The organism is Myroides sp. A21 (assembly GCF_000807225.1).
Taxonomy (GTDB): Bacteria; Bacteroidota; Bacteroidia; order Flavobacteriales; family Flavobacteriaceae; genus Flavobacterium; species Flavobacterium odoratimimum.
The window spans coordinates 1005016-1030026 of record NZ_CP010327.1; the positions used below are offsets into that span (position 1 = coordinate 1005016).

19 protein-coding genes and 2 tRNA genes are annotated in these 25011 nt (G+C 35.6%); 17 read left to right on the forward strand and 4 right to left on the reverse strand.

Annotated features, from left to right (window positions below; all coding sequences use genetic code 11):
- Positions 1–1251 (reverse strand): glutamyl-tRNA reductase, encoded by a 1251-nt coding sequence (hemA, locus tag MYRA21_RS04635; protein ID WP_006259834.1) that lies wholly within the window; start codon positions 1249–1251, stop codon positions 1–3.
- Between the two features lie 232 nt (positions 1252–1483).
- Here hemA and MYRA21_RS04640 point away from each other — a divergent pair, with 232 nt between their 5' ends.
- From MYRA21_RS04640 to MYRA21_RS04660, 5 genes are read left to right on the forward strand one after another with little or no spacing between them, the layout of a single operon-like run.
- On the forward strand, positions 1484–2356 hold the full coding sequence (locus MYRA21_RS04640) for a helix-turn-helix transcriptional regulator (protein WP_006262354.1): 873 nt from the start codon (positions 1484–1486) through the stop codon (positions 2354–2356).
- A 4-nt stretch (positions 2357–2360) separates the two neighbouring features.
- A complete protein-coding gene (hemH, locus tag MYRA21_RS04645; protein WP_006259836.1) occupies positions 2361–3377 on the forward strand; it encodes a ferrochelatase in 1017 nt (338 codons plus the stop codon).
- Between the two features lie 4 nt (positions 3378–3381).
- Complete coding sequence (locus MYRA21_RS04650; RefSeq protein WP_006259837.1) at positions 3382–3921, forward strand: CopD family protein; 540 nt, start codon at positions 3382–3384, stop codon at positions 3919–3921.
- Positions 3921–5393, forward strand: a complete 1473-nt coding sequence (locus tag MYRA21_RS04655; RefSeq protein ID WP_006259838.1) for a HAMP domain-containing sensor histidine kinase — start codon at positions 3921–3923, stop codon at positions 5391–5393. Before MYRA21_RS04650 ends, MYRA21_RS04655 begins: the two co-directional genes overlap by 1 nt.
- 16 nt (positions 5394–5409) lie before the next feature.
- Complete coding sequence (locus MYRA21_RS04660; protein WP_006259839.1) at positions 5410–6195, forward strand: enoyl-CoA hydratase/isomerase family protein; 786 nt, start codon at positions 5410–5412, stop codon at positions 6193–6195.
- 95 nt (positions 6196–6290) lie between these two features.
- Here MYRA21_RS04660 and MYRA21_RS04665 read toward each other — a convergent pair.
- Positions 6291–6361, reverse strand: a tRNA-Gln gene (locus tag MYRA21_RS04665).
- Positions 6362–6582: 221 nt separating this feature from the next.
- Positions 6583–6653 (reverse strand) — tRNA-Gln (locus MYRA21_RS04670).
- Positions 6654–6836: 183 nt separating this feature from the next.
- Between MYRA21_RS04670 and MYRA21_RS04675 the strand changes: the two genes are divergently transcribed.
- The 12 genes from MYRA21_RS04675 to MYRA21_RS04730 all read left to right on the forward strand — a co-directional run bounded on the left by MYRA21_RS04675 (position 6837) and on the right by MYRA21_RS04730 (position 24052).
- Complete coding sequence (locus MYRA21_RS04675) at positions 6837–10040, forward strand: DUF2723 domain-containing protein (RefSeq protein WP_006259840.1); 3204 nt, start codon at positions 6837–6839, stop codon at positions 10038–10040.
- Positions 10041–10116: 76 nt separating this feature from the next.
- Positions 10117–11175, forward strand: a complete 1059-nt coding sequence (thiL, locus tag MYRA21_RS04680; RefSeq protein WP_006259841.1) for a thiamine-phosphate kinase — start codon at positions 10117–10119, stop codon at positions 11173–11175.
- 469 nt (positions 11176–11644) lie between these two features.
- Entirely contained in the window at positions 11645–12130 is a 486-nt protein-coding gene (locus MYRA21_RS04685; protein ID WP_006259842.1) for an acetyl-CoA carboxylase biotin carboxyl carrier protein subunit, read from the forward strand.
- 2 nt (positions 12131–12132) lie between these two features.
- A complete protein-coding gene (accC, locus tag MYRA21_RS04690) occupies positions 12133–13572 on the forward strand; it encodes an acetyl-CoA carboxylase biotin carboxylase subunit (protein WP_006259843.1) in 1440 nt (479 codons plus the stop codon).
- A 7-nt stretch (positions 13573–13579) separates the two neighbouring features.
- Complete coding sequence (locus MYRA21_RS04695) at positions 13580–15121, forward strand: acyl-CoA carboxylase subunit beta (protein WP_006259844.1); 1542 nt, start codon at positions 13580–13582, stop codon at positions 15119–15121.
- A 282-nt stretch (positions 15122–15403) separates the two neighbouring features.
- Positions 15404–15964 (forward strand): DUF4190 domain-containing protein, encoded by a 561-nt coding sequence (locus tag MYRA21_RS04700; RefSeq protein ID WP_006259845.1) that lies wholly within the window; start codon positions 15404–15406, stop codon positions 15962–15964.
- An 80-nt stretch (positions 15965–16044) separates the two neighbouring features.
- Positions 16045–16734 (forward strand): DUF2625 family protein, encoded by a 690-nt coding sequence (locus MYRA21_RS04705; protein WP_006259846.1) that lies wholly within the window; start codon positions 16045–16047, stop codon positions 16732–16734.
- Positions 16735–17226 (forward strand): SMI1/KNR4 family protein, encoded by a 492-nt coding sequence (locus MYRA21_RS04710; RefSeq protein WP_006259847.1) that lies wholly within the window; start codon positions 16735–16737, stop codon positions 17224–17226. It abuts the gene before it with no gap.
- Positions 17227–17375: 149 nt separating this feature from the next.
- Complete coding sequence (locus tag MYRA21_RS04715; protein ID WP_006259848.1) at positions 17376–17861, forward strand: hypothetical protein; 486 nt, start codon at positions 17376–17378, stop codon at positions 17859–17861.
- A 219-nt stretch (positions 17862–18080) separates the two neighbouring features.
- Complete coding sequence (locus tag MYRA21_RS04720) at positions 18081–18434, forward strand: hypothetical protein (RefSeq protein WP_006259849.1); 354 nt, start codon at positions 18081–18083, stop codon at positions 18432–18434.
- Positions 18435–18533: 99 nt separating this feature from the next.
- Complete coding sequence (locus MYRA21_RS04725; RefSeq protein WP_006259850.1) at positions 18534–22883, forward strand: CusA/CzcA family heavy metal efflux RND transporter; 4350 nt, start codon at positions 18534–18536, stop codon at positions 22881–22883.
- Positions 22884–22888: 5 nt separating this feature from the next.
- Complete coding sequence (locus MYRA21_RS04730) at positions 22889–24052, forward strand: efflux RND transporter periplasmic adaptor subunit (protein WP_006259851.1); 1164 nt, start codon at positions 22889–22891, stop codon at positions 24050–24052.
- 284 nt (positions 24053–24336) lie between these two features.
- Here the strand turns inward: MYRA21_RS04730 and MYRA21_RS04735 are convergent, their stop codons facing one another.
- Complete coding sequence (locus MYRA21_RS04735) at positions 24337–24714, reverse strand: DUF6591 domain-containing protein (RefSeq protein WP_006259852.1); 378 nt, start codon at positions 24712–24714, stop codon at positions 24337–24339.
- Positions 24715–25011: the final 297 nt, after the last annotated feature.

Below are 25011 nucleotides of genomic sequence, written 5' to 3' on the forward strand. Positions count from 1 at the left end.
TTAATTTGATTCTATATGAAACACTTTTTCTATCCATTCTATACTCTGATCCACTACTGTATCTTCATGACGAAGATGGTTTGCAAAGTGCGTAGTGATCTTCTGTATGATGCGCATACTGATTAGTTCAGCCTGCTCAGAATCAAAGTTATCATATTTCTTTTTATGATAATCTAATTCCCCATCTTTTATCTGCTCTAGCTTAGATTTAAGAGCATGTATAGTAGGTGCGAATTTTCTCATCTTCGTCCAAGCGATAAACTCAGACATGATCTCTTCTATAATTTCTTCTGCTTGTGGAATGAACTCTCTTCTTCTCTCGATCGTCTTATCTGTCATTTGAGATAAATAATCAAGGTGTATTAATTCTACTCCTTCTATCTCAGTCACATCATCACTCACGTTCTTAGGAATAGACAAATCTAAAATAACAAGAGGTTTTGTCAAGTTAAGCAACGCCTTATCTACTGTAGGTTTCTGCGCACCAGTCGCTACGATAAGCACATCTGATTTGCGTATTTCTGCTTGTAAATCTGCATAATCCTTTACGATAAGGTTAAACTTACCTGCTACTTCTAATGCTTTCTCTTTTGTTCTATTAATAAGTGTGATATGATCATTCTTAGTATGCTTCACTAAGTTTTCGCATGTATTTCTACCGATTTTACCTGTTCCGAATAACAAGATATTCTTATTAGAGATATCTTCTACATGGTCCATAATATATTGTACAGAAGCAAATGACACAGAAGTAGCTCCAGAACTAAGCTCAGTCTCATTCTTGATACGTTTACTTGCTTGGATAACTGCATTGACTAATCTCTCGAAGTAATTTGTTGTCAATTCTTTCTCCTTCGCTAAGTAGAAAGCATTCTTAATCTGACTGATAATTTCAAAATCACCTAATATCTGACTATCTAGTCCTGTTCCAACACGGAATAAGTGTTCTATCGCCTCCTTAGTCTTATATACATAAGCCACGTTGCGGAAGTCATCCACTGTACCATTACTGTTATCACATAATAATTTAATCAGTTCGAAAGGGTGTTGTGCGAAACCAAATATCTCCGTTCTATTACATGTAGAAATCACGATTAAACTCTCGATTCCTTCATTTTTAGCTTGAGTTAATAAATTGTCTTTGGCCTCATCACTTAGACTAAACTTACCGCGCATTTCAGCGTCCGCTTTCTTATAACTTAATCCCACTGCATAAAAAGTCGCAGGTTTAGTCTTATCTATTTTGTCCATACCACAGAGTTAATTCAAAAAAGTAAACAAATTTAAGATTAAAGAATCGACAAAAGTAACGCTAGAAGGACTATTTATATCGCTAAGGGATTTCTGAAAAAAAAAGCCTTGCATTTCATTATAATACAGTACATTTGCAACAATAGCAAGGGTTAAAAGACACCCTATATAGAATCGTTCTAAATAAAAAATAACTAGATAAGTTTCTAACTTAAGTTTAAAAAGTATCGCTATGAGTCCTACGGAAGAAATAATAATTGATGATAATTTTTCGATATTAAGATTCGAAAACAACTTGACAGAGAACATAACATTTCAACGAGAAATGGGAACAGATGTTATCCAATTTTACTTTGGTTTAAAAGGGTCTGCCAAATTTGTATTCAATCAAGGAGCCTATTCTCTTCCTCTTAATGAAGAAAAGTTCTTGATCTTATACAACCCACAAAAACAGCTTCCTGTACACTTAGAGATATCCCCTAATACATGGGTCATAAGTGTTTTAATTTCTATCAAGAAGTTCCATGCTCTATTTTCAACAGAAGCAGAGTTCATCGGTTTTTTAACTGGTGAAAACAGAGACAAGAAGTATTACTCTGAAGAAGAAATTACTCCTTCTATGGCTATAGTCCTAAATCAGTTGTTTAACTTCTATATGAATCCAACTATCAAAAAGCTATACTACACTGGTAAGACATACGAGTTACTTAGTTTACTATTTAATCAGAATGAAGATCAAAACATAGAGAATTGCCCATTCTTATCTGATGAAGACGATGTCGTTAAAATCAAAAAAGCGAAAGATATCATCATCAGTAAAATGGCTGAACCACCTACTCTTCAAGAGTTAGCAGACTCAGTAGGTATTAACATTAAAAAACTAAAAATGGGCTTTAAGCAGATTTACGGTGACTCTGTATTCAGCTTCTTGTTTGATTATAAGATGGAATACGCACGCAAGCTCTTAGACAACGGTAGTTATAATGTAAACGAAGTAGGACTAAAGATCGGTTATAGTTCTGCTAGTCATTTCATTGCTGCCTTTAAAAAGAAGTTTGGCACTACACCGAAAAAATACTTAATGTCTCTCAACACAAATAATTAACAACATGCAAGGTATATTATTAGTTAACCTAGGCTCACCTAAAAGCCCTACAGCAAAAGACGTAAAACCATACTTAGGAGAATTCTTAATGGATGAAAGAGTAATAGACATGCCATACATCCTAAGAAGTTTATTAGTTAAAGGAATCATACTGAATACTAGACCAAAGAAATCAGCAGAAGCTTATTCTAAAATATGGTGGAAAGAAGGTTCACCACTAATCGTAATTTCTGAAAGACAACAAAAGAAAGTACAAGCAAAAGTGGACATACCAGTAGCATTAGCTATGAGATATGGAGAACCCTCTATCCAAACAGGTTTACAAGAATTAAAAGACAAAGGTATAGATGATGTACTAATGATCCCTCTTTACCCTCAGTTTGCCATGGCAACTACAGAGACTATTAATGTATTAGCAGAAGAAGTAAGACAGAAATACTTTCCTCAAATGAAAGTTACGAGCTTCCCAGCTTTCTACAACAAGAAAGAATATGTAGATGCTCTAGCTCATACTATACAAGGTCATCTAGAAGGGTATGACTATGACCATATCGTATTCTCTTATCATGGGGTACCTGAAAGACATATCCGCAAATCAGATGTAACGAAGGGACACTGTACTATAGACGGCTCTTGCTGTCAAACAGCTTCTAAAGCACATGAGTTCTGCTATAGACACCAATGTTTAGAAACAACAAGACAAGTAGTAGAGAAATTAAACATCCCTGCTGATAAATACACTAACTCATTCCAATCTAGATTAGGAATGGACAAATGGCTACAACCTCCAACTGATGCTACTGTAAATGGATTAGCTGAGAAAGGCATTAAAAAGCTAGCAGTAGTTACTCCTGCCTTTGTAGCCGACTGTCTTGAAACACTAGAAGAAATAGGCATGGAAGCACATGACGAATTCTTAAAACACGGAGGAGAAGAGTTTAGAACAATCCCTTGTATGAATGATGATGACATGTGGATAGATGCAATGGTTACTTGGATTAAAGAATGGCAAAACAAATAATAGCATGTTATACCTATATCTAAAAGCTCTACATATTATTTTTATAGTATGCTGGTTTGCAGGACTATTCTATATCGTACGTCTATTTGTATATTACTCCGAGACGAAGGATATGCCTGAAGTACAATCCAACATCCTAAGAGATCAATACACCATCATGACTAATCGCCTGTGGAACATCATCACATGGCCTGCGGCAGTATTGGCAACTATTTTTGGAATATGGATGCTGATAGCAATACCTGCTTGGTTAAGTCAACCTTGGATGCATGTAAAACTATTATTTGTAGTAGCATTAATTGCTTATCATCTAAAATGCCATCAGTTCGTCAAACAAATCAACAATAGAACGATGACTAAAACATCTTCCTTTTTTAGAATTTGGAATGAAGGAGCAACCTTGATTTTATTTTCTGTAGTATTTTTAGTAATTTTAAAAAGTACTTTTAATTGGATATTTGGAGTTGTAGGTCTAGTAGGATTATCAATACTATTAATGCTAGGAATACGCTTATACAAACGAATTCGCGATAGCAGAAAATAATGAAAGATGACTTTATATTAAAGAACTTTTCTCTGAGAAATAGAATATTTTTCTCACTTATATTTTTGAGTATTATCTCATCTGTATTGATATCAGCTGTATCAGTGTATCAATTCAGAGAAGAAGCACGTACTTATCATCAATATAGACTAGAAAGGACAGAAAACTCTATCAACGAGAATATAAACTACATCTTAACAACCTCAGAATACCCTCTAACAACAGAGAATATCCCTCGCATTTTTAGAGATAAAATACATGAGCTAGCAGCCATACACAATACAGAGATCAATATACACGATCTACAAGGACACCTCTTGATTACCTCAAGAGGTACCTTTTCTGTAGATAGCATCTCTAAAAACATCTCTCCTTTAGTTTTAAAGACAATACAGTCCTCTCCAAACAAACGCTTTGTAGATATAAAAACGGTAGATAGCAACCGTATACGTATCGCATATAGCTTCTTAAAGGATTTAAAGTACAAACCCCTAGGTATACTTAAAATACCGTATGAGGAGAAAACAGAGTTTTACGAGAACGAGATTCAGAACTTCATGGTTAAATTTGGACAAGTATATATCATTATGCTGATTATGTCTATTGCTATCTCTTACTTCTTGTCAAACTATATTACCCAAAGTCTAAACAATATTAGTGTCAAGATTACAAGTACTAAGTTCGGGCAAAAAAACGAAAAGATTGATTCTAGCAACACTAGTAAAGAGATCTCAGCTCTTATCACTGCATATAATGATATGGTGGAGAAACTCGATGATTCGTACGAAAAACTAGCTCAAACAGAAAGAGAGCAAGCTTGGAGAGAAATGGCTAAGCAAGTTGCACACGAAATAAAAAATCCTCTTACTCCAATGCGTCTGACTGTTCAAAGCTTTGAAAGAAGATTTGACCCTAATGATCCTAATATTAAAACTAAACTAAAAGATTTTTCACAGGTATTAATACAACAGATAGATACGATGACTTCTGTTGCAACAGCGTTCTCAAGCTTTGCTGCAATGCCTGCTCAGCAAGACGAAACTCTTGACATTGTCAATACTGTAAAATTAACACTTGACATCTTTAATGAAGACTATATCTGGTTTGAAAGCACCGATCAGGAGATCATCTCTAAAATAGATAGAACACAACTAATCAGAATTATTACTAACTTAGTCAAAAATGCAATACAAGCTATCCCATCTGAGCAGAAGAGCCCACAAATAAAAGTGAGTATATCTAGAACAGAAGAAAGCGCAATCATCAAAGTAGCTGATAACGGAACAGGTATAAAGCAAGAAGATCTAAACAAAATATTCCAACCTAAGTTCACTACCAAAACAAGTGGCATGGGATTAGGATTGGGAATCATAAAAAACATAATTACAAATTACAACGGTACAATAGTCTTCGAAACAGAAGAAGGTCTTGGCACCACATTTATTGTTACCTTGCCTATTATAAATAATTAATCAAATAAAAGATATTATGGATTTTGAAAATATTCTAGTAGAAAAAGAAGGAAGTCTGGCCATTATAACCATTAATAGACCAACTAAATTAAACGCTTTAAACAAGCCAACAATTGAAGAGCTTCACCAAGCCCTTAAACACTTTGAAAAAGACCGTGAAACACGTGTTATCATCCTTACTGGAAGTGGAGAAAAAGCTTTCGTTGCAGGTGCTGACATTAAAGAATTCTCTAGCTTCAACACTAGTGAAGGTTCACAGTTAGCTGCCAAAGGACAAGAGCTTCTATTCGACTATGTTCAAAATTACAACAAACCAGTAATCGCTGCTGTTAATGGATTTGCCCTAGGAGGTGGATTAGAGTTAGCGATGTCAGCACACTTCAGAATAGCTTCTAATAACGCTAAAATGGGACTTCCAGAAGTAACACTTGGACTAATCCCAGGATATGGCGGAACACAACGCTTACCTCAACTTATTGGAAAAGGAAGAGCAATGGAGCTAATCATGACTGCAGAGATGATAACAGCTGATAAAGCTCTATCTTATGGATTAGTGAACCACGTTGTAGAGCAAGAAGAACTATTAGCATTCACAAAGAAAATAGCGAACAAAATAGCTTCTAACTCTGCTTCTGCAATTGGAAGAGCAATAAAATCTATTAATGCTAACTTTAAAGATGGTGTAAACGGATACCACGAAGAAATCAAGAACTTCGGAGAATGCTTCGAAACAGAAGACTTCACAGAAGGAACTACTGCTTTCTTAGAAAAAAGAAAACCTGAATTCAAAGGTCAAAACTAATAACAAAAAAAGGTCAGAGCGTGCTCTGACCTTTCTTATTTCAATTCCTTATTCTTGAAATAAAAAAACCTCTTGAATGATCAAGAGGTTTTTTGTTGGCCTACTAGGACTCGAACCTAGAACGACTGAACCAAAATCAGCTGTGTTACCATTACACCATAGGCCAGTACCATTTCATTACTTTGGCATAATTACTTCAGTAATGCGGATGCAAAATTAGCACATTTTTTGATTCTTCCAAATATAAAATGTCTTTTTTAATCACTCTCAGCCCCCTATTTTGCTAAGATACTCATAGTCAAGAGAGAGTATTGATAATTTTAACATTTTATTTTTACGTACAATTAAAATAAAAAAAGCCTCTTGAAAAATCAAGAGGCTTTTCTGTTGGCCTACTAGGACTCGAACCTAGAACGACTGAACCAAAATCAGCTGTGTTACCATTACACCATAGGCCAATACCTTTTTTACATACCGTAAAGCGTAATTACTTCATCAATGCGGATGCAAAAGTATAACTATTTTTATAATCTCCAAACTTTTCTATCAAAAAAATTAATTTTTTCTAATTCCTTCACGCAACACAAAAAAAATCTTTTCTTTGTATATACAATCTGAAAAAATATCTAGTAATTACAAATATGTTGACATTCAATTACAAGAAGTGGAATGTTATAGGAGGATGGCTATGTTTTGCCATTGCCCTATTGACTTATACACTAACAGTAGAGCCTACAGTAAGCTTTTGGGATCCAGGAGAATATATTGCTACCTCTGCTAAACTACAGGTAGGACACCCTCCAGGGGCTCCTTTTTATCAAATGTTAGGAGCTTTCTTCTCGATGTTTGCTACCTCTCCAGATAAAGTTGCCCTAATGGTAAACATGGTTGCTGTTATTTCCAGCGCGTTTACCATTCTTTTTATGTTCTGGACATTATCTAATTTACTTAAGAAAATCGTCGTTGCGAAAAGTGAGTGGACGAATATCAATGCTATCGTTGTTTTAGGTAGTGCTGCTGTTGGTTCATTAGCCTTTTCATTCACAGATAGTTTTTGGTTTAATGCTGTAGAGTCTGAAGTATATGCTTCTGCGATGCTTCTGACATCACTTCTATTGTACTTAGGTGTGAGATGGTATGATGATATCGACACTCCTAAAGGTAATCGTTGGCTATTATTGATAGGATTAGTTATCGGAGCTTCATTTGGAGTCCACCTAATGGCTTTGTTGACAGTTCCATCTATCGCATTACTATACTTCTTTAAAAGATATCAAAAAGTAACTATCAAAAACTTTATCATAGCCAATATAGCGGCTGTGGGAGTTTTATTCTTCCTTTTTGCTTTCTTATTCCCTAAGACCTTAGCCTTATTTGGTAAGACAGAGATCTTTATGGTGAACTCGATAGGAATGCCATTTAACAGTGGGACTATTGTTGCCTTCTTATTGATTGTTGCCTTCTTTGTATTCGGGTTGAGATACACAGAGAAGAAAAACAAAATAATGGCGAACACGCTTATTCTAACACTTCTTTTTGTATTTGTCGGATTGACAAGTTGGATAATGTTACCTATCCGTGCCAATGCAAAAGTAGTGATCAATGAGAACACTCCTTCTGATGCTTCTGAGTTATTAGCATACTACCAACGTGAACAGTATGGAGAAGAAAGTATCTATTACGACTCTTACTTCACTAAAAAATATGTAGGATTAGATAAAAACAATCCTTGGAAAGACGAAAAACCAAACTACGAAAGAAACTACCAAACAGGTAAATATGAAATCGTAAACGAATATAAAAACGCAGGACAAAACTTCGACAGTACTCATAAAGGATTCCTTCCTAGACTGTGGAGTACAGACAAAAATCACCGTGTTAACTATATGCGTTACACTAAACCGTTAGACTTCAGAGTATCTTCTCAATATGCTGGAACAAAAGAGTTAGAAGAATTAGTATCTGGAGTAAAACAAGGTCTTGCTAGTGGTGAAATTGACTATGACGGACTTGATAAGTTCCTAGATCAATATGGAGAATACCTAGAAATCGAAGTACCTTCATTCTCTAGTAATATCGGTTTTATGTTTGAGTACCAATTCGGATATATGTTCTGGCGTTACCTGATGTGGAACTTTGCAGGAAGACAAGATGATGTACAAGGTCAAGGTGACTTACAACACGGTAACTGGATTAGTGGTATCAAATTCTTAGACGAAATACGTTTAGGTTCTCAAGATAACTTACCTTCAGATACATTAGAAAACAAAGGTAGAAACACTTATTTCTTCTTACCTTTTATACTTGGGCTTATCGGTATTGTATTCCACTATCGTAAAGACCCTAAGATGTTCTGGGTATTGTTAGTGTTATTCCTATTTACAAGTTTTGCACTTAAAATATTCTTGAATGAACGTCCATTCGAACCGCGTGAACGTGACTATGCTGTAGTACCAGCATTCTATGTATTCGCGATGTGGATTGGATTCGGAGTATATGCTATCTTCGACGGTCTTAAAAAATATGTACAACCAAAAATAGCTGGTCCAGCTGTTCTAGTTGTATCATTATTTGCAGCTCCTGTATTATTAGCACAACAAAACTGGGATGACCACGACCGTTCAGATCGTTATACAGCCCTTGCTAACGCTAGAGCATACTTAGATTCATGTGATCCGAATGCTATCTTATTTACTATTGGAGATAACGATACATTCCCACTGTGGTATCTACAAGATGTAGAAGGATACAGAACAGACGTAAGAGTTGTATGTACGAGTTTACTTCCATTAGACTGGTATATTGACCAGATGAGAGCAAAAGCGTATGACTCAGAGCCTCTACCTATCTCATTCACACATGATCAATATGTAGGTAATAAAAGAGATGCTATCATCGTAAACAAGATGATTGACGAAAGAATAGACATCAACTCTCTTCTTAACTTCATTAAATCTGATGACGATAGAACGAAGATTAAAACAGAGGCAGGAACTACATTGTATATCGCTCCTACTAATCAGATCAGAATACCTGTAGATAGTGCTAATATAGCGAAACACAATATCGTATCTCCTCACTTAAGAAAAGATATATTACCTTATCTAGACGTTAACATTACTGACCAGGCTATCTATAAGCACCGCCTTATCATGTTAGATATAGTAGCAAATAATAACTGGGAACGACCTATATACTTCTCTGGAGGTAGCTGGGGAGATGATGATTTCATCTGGATGAAAGATTACTTACAGTTAAGTGGTTTAGTATATAAACTAGTTCCTCTGAAATCTGATACAGAGAGTTCTCATGCACTAGATAGAGGTTCTATAGACGCAGATAGAATGTACGATATCGTAACGAAGTGGTACTGGGGTAATATGGGAAGTGATAAAATCTATCACGATCCTCAGACTAGACGTAATGCACTGAGCTACCGTATCAACCTTGCTCGATTGATGGAACAACTATTAATAGAGGGTAAAGATGAGAAAGCGAAGAAAGTTATCGATATAGCGATGACGAACATGCCTATCAAATACTATGGTTTATACGAAGTTGTACATCCATTCGTAGAAGGTTCTTATAAAGTTGGCGAAAAAGAAAATGCTCGTCAAATGGCTAAAGAATTAATTCAAAAATCTCAAGAATCACTTACTTACTATAAAGGCCTTGAGATAAATGATATCGAATACTATGCTAGAGAGATTATTACTGAAATAGAAATATGGCGCTCTCTGTTACAAATAATAGAAGAAGAAGACCCTAGCTACTACGCTAGTCTAGTACCAGACTTCAATACATATAATGGCTATTTTAAATATTTTAAAAGAGCTAACTTATAGTTTAAAAGGCGATAGAAATAAATCTATCGCCTTTTCTTTTTACCTTTGCATTACTTTAAAATAAAGCAGATATACGATGATCGAGAATAAAAATCAATCTAAGACAGATATAGGACATTTAGGTGAGTTTGGATTAATAGAACATTTAACACAAAACTTTACAATAGAAAACGAGAGTACAACTAAAGGCATCGGAGATGACGCTGCAGTATTGTCTTTTGGAGAAGATAAAGTAGTTGTTTCTACAGATTTATTAATCGAAGGAGTGCACTTTGACCTTGCATACTCTCCTCTTAAGCATTTAGGATATAAAGCGGTGGTAGTTAACCTATCCGATATCTGTGCGATGAATGCCATCCCTACACAGATTACAGTATCTATCGCAGTATCTAATCGTTTTCCTCTAGAAGCTCTAGATGAGTTATACGAAGGAATCGCCTTAGCGTGTAAGTATTATAAAGTAGACTTAGTAGGCGGAGACACTACCTCATCACAAAAAGGGTTGATTATAAGCGTGACCGCTATTGGTAAAGCTAAAGAAGAAGAATTAGTATACCGCAATGGAGCGAATGACAACGACTTATTAGTGGTAACAGGAGATATAGGATCTGCTTATATGGGATTGCAAATCCTAGAGCGTGAGAAACAAGTATTCTTAGTAAACCCTAATAATCAGCCAGACTTATCTATCTACGAATACATCATCGAAAGACAGTTAAAACCAGAGGCGAGAACAGATATCAAACAGCTCTTAGCAGATCTAGGTGTAAAACCAACAGCGATGATAGACATCTCTGATGGATTGTCTTCTGAGATTATGCATATTTGCAAAAGTTCTAAGGTAGGATGTAATCTATATGAAGAGAAACTTCCATTAGACCCTCAGTTTATGAACACTTGCGAAGAGTTTAATATCGATGCCACTACGATGGCTATCAATGGTGGTGAAGACTATGAACTGTTATTCACTATTAAAATGGAAGACTTTGACAAAATCAAGGGGAATCCAAACTTAACAGTGATAGGTCACACAACACAAGAGAGTGAAGGTGTTCATCTTATCTCAAGAGCAAACACTAAAATCCCTTTAAAATCAAGAGGATGGAATCCTTTAAAAAACAAAGACGAAGAATAATAACTATTATAAAAGGTAATTTCTAACTAGAGATTACCTTTTTCTTTTTACCCCCTTCTCCATTCTCACTCCACATTCCCTTCACACCTCCTCTAGACTAGTTTTCCATCTTAGCTAACTACCTATATTACCCCTCCATAATAACTCCGTTGTTTTGTATAAAATAACGGACTTACTACGGACTCATAACGGACTCACTACGGACTCAAATACAATAAAACACAATGTTGATTAAAGCCGTTTAGCTATCAGAGAATACCTGTTCTACTTAACGAGAATAGTATAAAAAATTCCGATTGAATACCTTGTAACCTCTTTTATCTTATTTATTTACAATCAGAATCAACCAAAATTATTGTAAAAAAACAATATTTCCACCATAGTGTAGTAAAAAATTAAATTATCAATAAATATTATTTATATATCACACATTTAATTATATTTACGAATACCAAAAACTAAAAATATAATGAATAAAACGTATCAATTAAAAGTGAATGCTGATACTGTTTTTGAAAGTGAAGATTTATTACAAGGAGACATCAATGTATCTCGTGTAAATGAATCTACATATCACGTACTCAAAAACAACAGATCTTATGACGTGGAAATACTTGAGAACTACTTTACAGACAAAAACTATACTGTAAATGTCAACGGGAATAACTATTCTGTTAATATCCAAACCGAACTCGATAAGCTAATCAATCAATTAGGCTTCTCCTTAAACTCTACTAAGCAGGTTAATTCTATCAAGGCTCCTATGCCTGGTCTTATCCTAGATATTTTGGTAACTGTAGGGCAAGAAGTAGCTGAGAATGACAACTTATTAATCTTAGAAGCTATGAAGATGGAGAACAACTTATCTTCTCCTAGAGCTGGGATTATTAAGTCCATCAACGTGACTAAAGGTGCCACTGTTGATAAAGGATTAGTGTTAATTGAATTCGAATAAAGATGAAAAAAATATTAGTTGCCAACCGTGGCGAAATAGCTGTACGTATTATGACTACAGCTAAAAAAATGGGTATTAAGACAGTAGCTGTGTACTCTACTGTTGATCGTAATGCTCCACACGTACGTATGGCTGATGAAGCTGTATGTATCGGAGAGGCTCCTTCTAACCAATCTTATTTATTAGGAGATAAAATATTAGAAGTAGCAAAATCATTAAATGTAGATGGTATCCACCCAGGATATGGATTCTTAAGTGAGAACTCTAACTTCGCTTTAGCGTGTAATGCAGCTGGGATTACCTTTATCGGTCCAGATACGCATGCTATAGAAGTAATGGGTAATAAACTGGCTGCTAAAGAAACTGTAAAAGACTATAACATCCCTATGGTGCCGGGTCTAGACGAGGCTATCACTGACGTAGCCAAAGCGAAACAAGTAGCGAAAGAAATAGGCTTCCCTATCCTAATCAAAGCTGCTGCTGGTGGTGGTGGAAAAGGGATGCGTATCGTAGAAAAAGAAGAAGAATTCGAAAGTCAAATGCAGCGTGCTATTTCTGAAGCAACCAATGCTTTCGGAGATGGTTCTGTTTTCATTGAGAAATATATAGGTTCGCCTAGACACATTGAGATACAAGTGTTAGCGGATAAACATGGTAACGTAGTTCACTTATTTGAAAGAGAATGTAGTATCCAACGTCGTCACCAAAAAGTAATAGAAGAAGCCCCTTCTGCTGTATTAACTCCTGAAGTGCGTAAAGCTATGGGAGAAGCAGCTATTAAGGTAGCTAAGTCTTGTGATTATGTAGGAGCTGGTACGGTGGAGTTCTTAATAGATGAGCACCTTAACTTCTACTTCTTAGAGATGAATACTCGTCTTCAAGTAGAACATCCAGTCTCAGAGTTAATCACTGGATTAGACTTAGTAGAGATGCAAATCAAGGTAGCTCGTGGAGAGAAGCTTCCTTTTACACAAGAAGACTTAGAGATCAAAGGACATGCTATGGAACTTCGTATCTATGCAGAAGACCCTCTAAATGATTTCTTACCTAGTGTAGGGAACTTAGAAATCTATCAACTACCTACTGGAGAAGGTATCCGTGTAGATAACGGTATAGAAGAAGGTATGGATGTACCTATCTACTACGACCCGATGTTAGCCAAGTTAATTACTTATGGACAGACACGTGAGGAGGCTATAGAGATTATGATCGAAGCCATTAAAGCATATAAGGTAAAAGGTATCAGTACGACATTGCCATTCGGTAAGTTCGTAATGGAACACAATGCTTTTAGAGAAGGTCATTTTGACACGAACTTCGTGAAGAAATACTACAATGCTGATTTAATCAAAGAAGAGTATAAAGATGAAGCAGAGATAGCGGCATACCTTGCGTTACAGATGTATTTAGAAGACCAAAAACAACTTCGATTACCAAACTAAGAATCCTATGAATCCGAAAATAAATAAATTACAAGAAATACAAGCCCAAGCTAAATTAGGCGGAGGGCAAAAAAGAATAGATACACAACACAGCAAAGGGAAACTTACTGCTCGTGAACGTGTAGAATACCTACTAGACGAAGGTTCATTCGAAGAAATCGGTATGTTAGTAACACACCGTACGACCGACTTCGGTATGGATAAAGAAGTATATCACGGAGATGGTGTAGTGACTGGCTATGGAACGATCAACGGTCGCTTAGTCTATGTATTCGCACAAGACTTTACCGTATTCGGAGGAGCACTGTCTGAAACACATGCAGAGAAAATCTGTAAAGTAATGGATATGGCTCTTAAAATGGGGGCGCCAATGATAGGTCTAAACGATTCTGGAGGAGCACGTATACAAGAAGGTGTAAGATCATTAGGTGGATATGCAGATATCTTTTACCGCAATGTACAAGCATCTGGTGTGATACCTCAGCTATCTGCTATTATGGGGCCATGTGCTGGAGGAGCAGTATATTCTCCTGCGATGACTGACTTCACAATGATGGTAGAAGGGTCTAGTTATATGTTCGTAACAGGACCTAACGTTGTAAAAACAGTAACTAATGAAGAGGTAACTTCGGAAGAATTAGGAGGAGCAAGTACTCACTCTACGAAGTCTGGAGTAGCTCATACGACATCTCCTAACGACGTAGCCTGTCTAGAGGATGTAAAAACGCTATTGTCTTATATGCCTCAAAACAATATGGAGAAGCCTATGAGCCTTCCTTATACTATTGGCGAAGAGTATAGATATGAACTAGATGAGATAGTACCTGAGAGCTCTAATAAGCCTTATGATATGAAAGAGGTAATTAATCATATCATAGACGAGGACTCTTTCTTCGAAATACACAAAGACTACGCAGAGAATATTGTAGTAGGTTTTGCTAGACTAGGAGGTAAAAGTGTAGGTATTGTGGCTAACAATCCTATGTTCTTAGCAGGATGTTTAGATGTAAACAGCTCTATTAAAGCGGCACGTTTCACTAGATTCTGTGATGCTTTTAATATTCCTCTATTAGTCTTAGTAGACGTACCTGGATTCTTACCTGGTACAGATCAGGAGTGGAATGGCATCATCGTACACGGTGCTAAGTTACTGTATGCATTAAGTGAAGCTACAGTACCTAAAGTAACGGTGATTACTCGTAAAGCATATGGAGGTGCTTATGATGTAATGAACTCTAAACACATCGGAGCAGATATGAACTTTGCTTGGCCAAATGCCGAAATAGCAGTAATGGGAGCTAAAGGGGCAAGTGAGATTATCTTTAAAAAAGAAATAGCAGAAGCAGCTGATCCAGCAGCAAAACTAGCTGAGAAAGAAGCTGAATATGCAGACAAATTTGCTACTCCATATAGAGCAGCACAACGAGGATTCATTGATGAAGTAATTCTTCCTAATGAGACTCGTAGAAAACTGCTTAAGGCATTCTCTATGTTAGAACATAAAGAAGTAAATATGCCAAACAGAAAACACGGAAATATTCCTCTTTAATAAATTCAACAGCCCTTTAGTCACCTGTCTAAAGGGCTTTTTTATCTACTTCTCCCTCCCTACTCAAAGGCTTTCTATTCCCTAATCCTTATGCTCTTATTTCTTAAAATCACCCTTTACTTTCTTAAAAAAAACCTTTACAAATTAACAAAAAAGAAGTAAAAAAGAACACTCAATACTATTTTAGCCAAAAAGAGTTAATTAAATATTGATTTTTAAACATATAAGTATATTTTATTTGTTAAATAAAAACTATATTTGATCTATTAAAATAGAACCACTATGGAAGATAATAAAAACCTAGAAGGGAAGAAAGTTTCTGAAAATACGGAGCATACTCCTCCTCCAGTGCCTTCATCTGAAGAAACTAAACGCGACGAATCTATTGTTGATAGAGTAACTTCATCTATCGAAGAGACAGTAGACAACATAGAGAAAGAAGTTGTTGAGCCAATCGTTGAGACGATAAAAGAAGAAGTTATTGAGCCTGTAGTAGAGGCTGCAAAAGAACTTGAGAGAGAAATAGAGCAAGAGGTTAGATCTACACCTCCTCCTCCACAACAAGGATACAATCAACAACAAGCTTATTATCCTCCTATAGTTCCAGAAAAGAATAATCTTGGATTAGCAGGATTTATTTTATCAATTGTTGCATTTCTTCTGTTTTGGCTTCCTTTTATAAACGTAATATGTTGGTTATTAGGGTTGATTTTCTCTGCTATCGGAGTATTTAGAAAACCAAAAGGATTAGCAATTGCAGGTTTAGTGATTTCATTAATAGGTGTTATCTTCTTTATATTGACACTAACTCTTTTTGCTACAGCAGCAGTCTTAGGTAGTTAAACATATAACATACCCACATACTTTATAAAAAGGTTGTCTAAATAGACAGCCTTTTTTCGTATTTTGCCGAAAAATAAAGGATGAAAACACTTACTGATTTAATAAACATAGAGGAACCAGGAATTGCCCTTATCAATGAATGGCTAAACGATGCAGTAAGACCAATATCATTATTGCCTCAATACAATAAAGAGGTAGCTGAAGAAGCTCTCTTACAACTTCAAGTAACGACACGTTCTCCACTAGGTGCTATAGTATATGAGACTGGAGGAATACTGATAGACAATGGATGGATCAGAGTACTAGGTGGAGGAACAGAAACGCTACCTTCTAGTTATCAATGGAACAAAGGCAAAACAATAGATCAAAACAATCAATCTAGTGGTTACTATATTATCGCATTAGATGTCTTAGGTGGCTACTTCTGTATCAATAGTGGAGGTCTAGGAGAAGACCTTGGTAAGGTATATTACTTTGCACCTGACACATTAGACTTTGAGCCACTTGATATCAGTTATTCAGACTTAATTTATTTTTTCATAGCAGGTAATATAGATCAGTTTTATCAAGATTTTAGATGGAATACATGGAAAGAAGATACGGCACAACTTCCGTTAGACAAAGCTTTTCATATTTTCCCTCCTATGTGGACTAAAGAAGGAAAACACATTGATTCTACATCTATCAATCCTATTTCGATTGAAGAATTGTATCAAATCAATAAAGACTTTAAAGGAGGTTTAAATAATATAGAAGAGAAATATATATAAATGAGTAAATTCAATCACTATACAGTCATTCCTAATATCCATACACAATCATCAGAATTAGTATTACCATCTGTTGAGGATATTAACAATTGTGAACAAGTACTAAACTTCAACTTTGAAGAAGATTACAAGACCTATATTTTACAATATGGGGTAGGTATACTAGGGGGCACATATATCCGTATCTATGCTCCTAATCGAATGATAACAGAAAGAAAAGAATGGTTAGAACGAGTAACGCAATACTACTTCTGGGATGATGGTAAAGATGTACTAACTAAAGAACAAGTATTAGAAGGGATTTGTATAGGAGATACTTTTGATGGAGATGAGATTATATTCTATAACAATACCTATTTTGTATTGCCTAGACATGAGGAGAATATCTATGCTTTAGGAAACAATCTATATGATGCAATAGAATGGCTATGTAAAAAAGGAATACTTACTGAAGCATTTCCAGAAAGAGAATTTGAACCTTTTAATGAATAATAGCTTTTAAAGATAATCTTAGCACAATATTTGTATTAGTATTAATCTATACAAAGGTTTATTTTAACTTTTAAGCCTTTTATTTATACTTAATTTACAGTACTTTAGTTAAGTATTCTAGGGATGATTTAAACGCTTAACCATTATATATGCAAGACAAAATAACACTTTTAGAAAAGTACTTCGAAACAGGTCTATACGAAGATTTTCACTCTTTACAGAGCGACTTAGTGATCTGGGTAGATTGGAGTGAATACGATGATGCAATAGTAGAATATATAGAAACCTGTCTTCAAACAGGTCATCTATCAGCATCTATAGAAGACCTACCAAATGAGCAACTACAACTAAAGGTAAATTATGACAATAAGATTCATACTCATATTATCGTAGACAGAGATAATACGATTATATGGCTTAACAGTATATTACAGCCTGAGTATGAGATTCGCTTTTGCAAAATATCAGATGGGTCAGATACATTAGCATTCTTACCATTAACTAGAGAACATTGGAGACAATTAGAAACTATCTATACCTTAGAAAAAATAGAAGAACACTTTGAAGCTATTCACAGTGATTCTGTTTTCTTTAATAAGGAATATGATTTTGACGAAGATAGTTTTTTATCATAGAGATACTAAGCACCTACTCTTAAGAGCTAGGTGCTTTTTTATTCAACCTACATAACATCAACCTCATTATTAAAATCTCATTAGAACTTAACAGTATATTTACTTTGAATAAATACAAATTACTATCTTGCGTCATAATTATACAAGGAATTAGTAACTTTGTACTAGTCAATTCATAAACAACCAATTAAAGTGAAAAGAAAAATAGCAATATTTCTTATGGCACTCTTTTTAATTTCGACAACTGAGCTAGGTCAGGTGTTGAAGTTTCCGCTATTGGTTGAACATTACATTGAGCATACGACAAGTAATCCAGATTTATCACTCTGGGGATTCTTACAAATACATTACAGTGAAAGTCATAAAGAAGAAGGAGATCCTATGGATGAGAAACTTCCTTTCGTTACGCACACACACTTTGTAAGTATAGTAGGCATCGTTACCCCTACTCCTATTCTAAAAATAGACCGTATTAAGTTCAATACACTGGACAATAAAATACACGCTTTCAACGAAGATGAAGTTGAGAGTAATTACCTATCCTCTATTTGGCAACCGCCTAAATACTGTTAATACCTTATCGCAAAGAATAAGTTAGCTTTCTGTGTATCTATACATGGATAAGTTGGCTATACCTATCACGCAATTTTAACGTATTAACAGACTAAAATCATGTTAAATAAAATAATTGAGTTTTCTGTAAAGAATAAACTCATCATTGGGCTATTTGTATTAGCTCTAATCGGTGTTGGTATCTACCAGACATCTAAACTACCTATTGATGCTGTACCAGACATCACAGATAACCAAGTACAAGTCATTACAGTTGCGCCTTCTTATGGAGCTACAGATATAGAGCGGTTAGTAACCTTCCCTATAGAACAAGCAAACAGTAATATTCCAGGGATTAAGAATATGAGAAGTTTCTCTCGTTTCGGATTATCTCTAGTGACTATTGTATTTGACGAAGACGTAGATATCTATTGGGCAAGACAACAAGTAGGAGAACGCTTAAATCAAATTAAAGCTGATATCCCACAAGATATTGGACAACCAGAACTAGGTCCTATCTCTACAGGACTAGGAGAAATATACCAGTATGTAGTAAGACCATTAGAAGGATATGAAGACAAGTTTGACCTTACAGAACTACGATCAATACAAGACTGGGTTGTGCGCCGTCAATTACTCTCTGTTAAAGGAGTAGCCGAAGTCAGCAGTTTTGGAGGAAAACTAAAACAGTATGAAATAGCTGTTAATTCTAACAAGCTAGACGCCTATGGCATCACAATTAACGATGTGTTCTCTGCTCTAGAAAACAATAATGAGAATACAGGTGGGGCTTATATAGAAAAAGGACCTACTGTATTATATATACGAACAGAAGGATTAGTAGCCTCTATAGAAGACATAGAGAATATTGCTATTACTTCTAAAAATACTGAATTGCCTCTTCTAATTAGAGATGTGGCTAAAGTACAGATAGGGCATGCTACACGATATGGCGCCATGACTTATAATGATAAAGGCGAAGTATCAGGTGCTGTCGTAATGATGCTTAAAGGTGAGAACAGCAATGATGTCATCAAGAATGTCAAAGATAAAGTAGCCGAAATCCAAAAGACTTTGCCTGAAGGCGTTGTTATAGAACCTTTCCTTGACCGTACTAAAATGGTTAATAATGCCATCGGTACTGTAGAGACCAATCTAACTGAAGGAGCACTTATCGTCGTATTTGTACTAGTCCTATTCTTAGGAAATATGAGAGCAGGGCTGCTAGTGGCCTCTATTATACCCCTAGCGATGTTATTTGCTATTTGTATGATGAATCTCTTCGGAGTAAGTGGTAATCTAATGAGTTTAGGAGCTCTAGACTTTGGATTAATAATAGATGGAGCTGTAATTATTGTAGAAGCCGTACTCCATCAGTTCTCCCATAACGCCAGGTACAAATCAATGAATAAGCTATCTCAAGAAGATATGAATAAGACTGTAGTACACTCAGCATCTAAGATGATGAACAGCGCAGTCTTTGGTCAGATTATCATTCTTATCGTATACATCCCTATTCTTACATTAGAAGGCATTGAAGGTAAGATGTTTAAACCGATGGCTCAGACAGTAGCCTTCGCCTTATTAGGAGCATTCTTATTATCATTAACGTATGTACCGATGATGAGCTCTCTAATTATGAGCCGAAAAGTAACTCATAAACCAAATTTCTCTGAACGAGTAATGGCGAAACTAGAGAAGTTCTATCAGAAATGTCTTGTCAAAGTATTAGAAATACCAAAAACAATCTATGCTATTGTAGGAGTCTTATTTGCTATTGCCCTATACATCTTATCTACTTTAGGAGGAGAGTTCATTCCTTCTCTTGAAGAAGGAGACTTTGCAGTAGATACAAAAGTACTAAATGGTAGTACGCTAACCACGACTATAGAAAGTACTCAAAAGACTGCACATATCCTTAAATCACGCTTCCCTGAAGTAGAGAAAGTAGTGACTAAGATAGGTAGTGCAGAAGTACCTACAGACCCTATGCCTATGGACGCTAGTGATATGATGGTTATCCTAAAAGACAAAAAAGAATGGACATCAGCAAAGACATTTCCAGAACTAGCAGAGAAGATGACTAAAGCATTAGAAGAAGTACCAGGCGTGACTGTCGGCTTCCAATTCCCTGTACAGATGCGTTTCAACGAACTAATGACAGGTGCTAGACAGGATGTCGTAGTCAAAGTATTCGGTGAAGACCTTGATCAATTAGCAGAAATAGCAGGTAAAATAGGTAATATAGCTAATACTGTAAAAGGAGCAACTAACTTATATGTAGAACCCGTAACAGGAATGCCTCAATTAATGATTGAGTATAACCGTCCTGCTATTGCGCGTTACAGACTATCGATAGCTGAGATCAATAGAATAGTCAATTCTTCGTTAGCTGGTCAAAGTACAGGCATGGTGTATGAAGGAGAAAAGCGTTTTGACATGGTTGTTCGTATGGACGAAACCAACCGAAAAAACCTATCTGATATCGAAAATCTCTTAATCCCTACTCCTTTAGGTAATCAAGTTCCATTAAATCAATTAGCAAATGTAGAAATAAAAGAAGGTCCTAATCAAATCCAACGTGAAAACGCACAGCGTAGAATATTCGTAGGATTCAATGTAAAAGATCGAGATGTACAGAGTATAGTAGAAGAGCTACAAGAAAAAGTAGAAGCACAAATCAAACTACCTACAGGTTATCAAATTACCTATGGAGGGCAATTCGAAAACTTAAACGAAGCAAAAGAGCGATTAGCCATAGCAGTTCCCTTAGCGCTTGTCTTGATATTCCTATTATTGTTCTTTGCCTTTAGAGATATCAGAGAGTGTTTAATGATCTTTACAGCCATTCCATTATCTATCATTGGAGGTGTATTCTTATTAGCCCTTAGAGGCATGCCGTTCAGTATCAGTGCTGGAGTAGGCTTTATTGCACTGTTTGGTGTAGCTGTTCTAAACGGGATAGTACTTATTGCTGAGTTTAATAGACTTCAGAAATCTGGAATAAAAAACATTGTATTCATCGTAGTTAGAGGGGCTAAATCTAGGCTTCGCCCAGTATTAATGACTGCTTGTGTGGCATCCTTTGGTTTCTTACCTATGGCATTGAGTAACGGTGCAGGAGCAGAAGTACAGCGCCCATTGGCAACAGTAGTAATCGGAGGTTTAATGTTAGCGACATTCCTTACCCTATTTATACTACCGTTGTTGTATATCACATTTGAACAAAAATTACACTTCAGCTTTATGAAAAAGAAAAAAGTGATAACAGCTATTGCTATCTTTTTAGGACTAGGTCTTTCTGCTCAGGCACAGACGCCTATCAGCCTAGAGAATGCCTTAGCTCAAGCGATAGAGAATAACAGTACTATCCGTGCAGAAAAACTAAAAACAGAATATGCTAAAGCATTTATTAGAACAGCCACAGATATACAACAAACAACTATCACAGGAGAGTTTGGACAGATAAACGGCCCTTATACGGACAATAAATTCTCTATCTCTCAGGACTTTGCTTTTCCGACGGTATATAATAAACAGAAAAACGTATACAAAGCTGAACATCAACAAAGCATTTATAACCTTAACCTAAAGGGATATGAGCTAAAGAAAACAGTCACTCAGAACTTCTATGATTTTATCTATTGGCAAGAGAAAGAAGCTCTATTACTACGTGCAGATAGTCTGTACGCCAATTTCTACAACAAGGCTACTCTTCGTCTACAAAAAGGAGAGAGCAATATCTTAGAGAAAACAATGGCTCAGAATCAACAACTAAGTATTCAAGCACAATTAGGTGAAGTACAAAAAACAAAACAGTTAATTCAACTTCAGCTTCAGTATTTATTAAATACATCTGAGAACATCGTTCCTTCATTAGAACAGAAAAAACTAGAACTGTCTAGTCTAGAAAGTGATTTAGAAAACAACCCTGTGCTTCAATTAATAGAGAACCAAAAGATAATTGCACAAGAGCAAACTAAACTAGAGCGATCTAAACAACTTCCTAACCTACAAGCGGCTTATAATAACAGTAGCTTTATGGGCATGGCGGCTAACGATGTGTATTATGACAGGAATAATCGTTTCCATTCCTTTCAGGTAGGTATCTCACTACCCCTATTCACTAGTGGGCAGAGAGGTCGTATTAAAAGTGCTAAAGTAGCAGAAGAAGTAGCAGAAGCAGAATACACGATGACTAGAGACCTTATGAACTCACGTTATCAACAGTTATTAATAGCCCATCAGAACAACCAAGGTATTCTAAATAAATATGAAAGTTTCTCTTTTGATAACTCTAATACAATTACAAAGACAGCCCAATTACAGTTCATCAACGGAGATATCAACTATCTAGAATATGTGATGCTGATCAACCAAGCTCTAGAAACTGTCAATAAGTACTTAGATACACTAAAAATGTACAATGACAATATCATCCAGATTAACTACTTAACTTCTAATAATTAATAATCATGCTATCTAAATATATCAATACCAAATACTTTGTTCTAGGACTTGCCTTAGCGAGTATCACACTATTCACCCAATGTAAGACAGAGCCAAAAGAAGAAGAACCTATCTCTGCAACAGACGAAGACACAACTACTGTACATCTAACAGATGCACAGATAAAGAATACAACTATAGAAACAGGTTCTCTGACTGAGCGCAAAATAGCAACAACGCTAAAACTAAACGGTAAAATAGATGTACCTCCACAGAACCTCATCTCCATAACTAACCCTCTAGGAGGATACCTTAAGAGTACTAAGTTATTACCCGGTATGCATATCAAAAAGGGTGAACTAATCGCTACGATGGAAGACCCTCAGTATATTCAATTACAACAGAATTACTTAATCGCTAAGGACAAATATGAGTTTGCAAAACTAGATTACAACCGTCAGAAAGACCTAAACGCAAGTCAAGCGAGTAGTGATAAGGTCATGCAAATCGCGCAAGCAGAGATGAATAATCAACGCATCACGATGAATGCATTAGCACAGCAGTTAAGTTTAATCAACATTAGCCCTGCTTCACTGACTCATACTAATATTAGTAGAACTATTAATATCTACAGCCCTATTAATGGCTTTGTGAGTAATGTTTTTGTCAATGTGGGTAAGTATGTAACTCCTTCTGATGTAATGTTCGAATTAATTAACCCTACCGATATACACCTAAACCTAAAGGTGTATGAAAAAGACCTTGATAAGCTAGAGATTGGACAGCGTGTAGTAAGTTATACTAACGGTGCACCAGATAAAAAATATGAAGGAGAGATTATACTAATCAGCATGGATGTAAACACAGATGGAGTATCAGAAGTACATTGTCACTTTGAAGCTTTTGATAAGAAGCTAGTTCCTGGTATGTATATGAATGCTGACATAGATACACACGCAGCTGTATCACAAGCTTTGCCAGAAGAAAGTGTTGTTTATTTTGAGAAACAAAACTATGTTTTTATAGAAACAGCAAAACAAACTTATGAGATGACTCCTGTAAAAATCGGCCCTAAAGAAGATGGATATGTACAAATAATAAACGCAGATCAATTAGCTAATCAGAAGATAGTTACTAAAGGAGCCTACACATTACTTATGAAGTTAAAAAATACAGAAGAGGAAGAATAACTTCACTTCTCATCTACTACCAAAGGGGGTATTATCTAGATAATACTCCCTTTTGCTTTTTACGCAATAAGGAATCACTAATAAACAATATGTCAAAGAACTACACCACAAAGCTACTATTCTACTGACACTGCTTTGATGATACAGACTCTTATGACTATATCTGACCCTATATGCCCCATAATGGTCGCAACTAATGGGACACTATAACATTAAAACCTCAATTATAAAAAAATGCTATCCAAAAAGGATAGCACTCTCTAAGTATACTATTTAAGCCGTAATTAAGGCTTTAAAGCTTTTTGATATTTCTCAGCGATAGCTTGGAATCTAGCAGTTTGCTCTTTAGTGATAGTCGATGGGTCAGTTTTTTGTAACTCCTCAGCGATTTTCATTAATTCCTCGCTTACTTTAGTAGCGTCAGTAAGAGCTGCAGTGTCTCCAGCTTGTACTTTTTTCATCAAAGCGATGTGCTCATCAGCGATTTTTTCATACTTGTCTAATACTGCATCGTATCCAGAAGCAGCAGGAGCCTCTTCTTTTGCAGGTGCTTCTACTTCAGTTGTAGTAGCCTCTCCTTCTTTTGCAGTTTCTTTCTTCTCACCACAAGCAACAGCTACCATAGCAGCCATTCCTAATACCATAAACGTGATTTTTTTCATAGTTAATTTTGTATATAATTAAACAACCTTTAAATTATTTGGTACTACCCTTATTTACTTAATTATCATAAAGATATGCACCTCATTAAAGACTATGTAAATTTAACACAAATTAACTTACAACAAAATATTTAGTAGAATATTTTTCATTTACCACCCTCATTGACAATAAGTAGCGCTATTTCGCAAAATATTCACACTACTATATTAACATCTGCTCCGCTATTCATAAGGGTTAGCAATATTATAATGTTATTTTTTACTCCTAGCCTACCCTAGTGAATTCTTACTTATTTA

What these genes read in the sequence shown, in the direction of transcription:
- hemA (WP_006259834.1), bottom strand. Translation starts at nt 1,251, where the DNA reads ATGGACAAAATAGATAAGACTAAACCTGCGACTTTTTATGCAGTGGGA.
- MYRA21_RS04640 (WP_006262354.1), top strand. Translation starts at nt 1,484, where the DNA reads ATGAGTCCTACGGAAGAAATAATAATTGATGATAATTTTTCGATATTA.
- hemH (WP_006259836.1), top strand. Translation starts at nt 2,361, where the DNA reads ATGCAAGGTATATTATTAGTTAACCTAGGCTCACCTAAAAGCCCTACA.
- MYRA21_RS04650 (WP_006259837.1), top strand. Translation starts at nt 3,382, where the DNA reads ATGTTATACCTATATCTAAAAGCTCTACATATTATTTTTATAGTATGC.
- MYRA21_RS04655 (WP_006259838.1), top strand. Translation starts at nt 3,921, where the DNA reads ATGAAAGATGACTTTATATTAAAGAACTTTTCTCTGAGAAATAGAATA.
- MYRA21_RS04660 (WP_006259839.1), top strand. Translation starts at nt 5,410, where the DNA reads ATGGATTTTGAAAATATTCTAGTAGAAAAAGAAGGAAGTCTGGCCATT.
- MYRA21_RS04675 (WP_006259840.1), top strand. Translation starts at nt 6,837, where the DNA reads ATGTTGACATTCAATTACAAGAAGTGGAATGTTATAGGAGGATGGCTA.
- thiL (WP_006259841.1), top strand. Translation starts at nt 10,117, where the DNA reads ATGATCGAGAATAAAAATCAATCTAAGACAGATATAGGACATTTAGGT.
- MYRA21_RS04685 (WP_006259842.1), top strand. Translation starts at nt 11,645, where the DNA reads ATGAATAAAACGTATCAATTAAAAGTGAATGCTGATACTGTTTTTGAA.
- accC (WP_006259843.1), top strand. Translation starts at nt 12,133, where the DNA reads ATGAAAAAAATATTAGTTGCCAACCGTGGCGAAATAGCTGTACGTATT.
- MYRA21_RS04695 (WP_006259844.1), top strand. Translation starts at nt 13,580, where the DNA reads ATGAATCCGAAAATAAATAAATTACAAGAAATACAAGCCCAAGCTAAA.
- MYRA21_RS04700 (WP_006259845.1), top strand. Translation starts at nt 15,404, where the DNA reads ATGGAAGATAATAAAAACCTAGAAGGGAAGAAAGTTTCTGAAAATACG.
- MYRA21_RS04705 (WP_006259846.1), top strand. Translation starts at nt 16,045, where the DNA reads ATGAAAACACTTACTGATTTAATAAACATAGAGGAACCAGGAATTGCC.
- MYRA21_RS04710 (WP_006259847.1), top strand. Translation starts at nt 16,735, where the DNA reads ATGAGTAAATTCAATCACTATACAGTCATTCCTAATATCCATACACAA.
- MYRA21_RS04715 (WP_006259848.1), top strand. Translation starts at nt 17,376, where the DNA reads ATGCAAGACAAAATAACACTTTTAGAAAAGTACTTCGAAACAGGTCTA.
- MYRA21_RS04720 (WP_006259849.1), top strand. Translation starts at nt 18,081, where the DNA reads ATGGCACTCTTTTTAATTTCGACAACTGAGCTAGGTCAGGTGTTGAAG.
- MYRA21_RS04725 (WP_006259850.1), top strand. Translation starts at nt 18,534, where the DNA reads ATGTTAAATAAAATAATTGAGTTTTCTGTAAAGAATAAACTCATCATT.
- MYRA21_RS04730 (WP_006259851.1), top strand. Translation starts at nt 22,889, where the DNA reads ATGCTATCTAAATATATCAATACCAAATACTTTGTTCTAGGACTTGCC.
- MYRA21_RS04735 (WP_006259852.1), bottom strand. Translation starts at nt 24,714, where the DNA reads ATGAAAAAAATCACGTTTATGGTATTAGGAATGGCTGCTATGGTAGCT.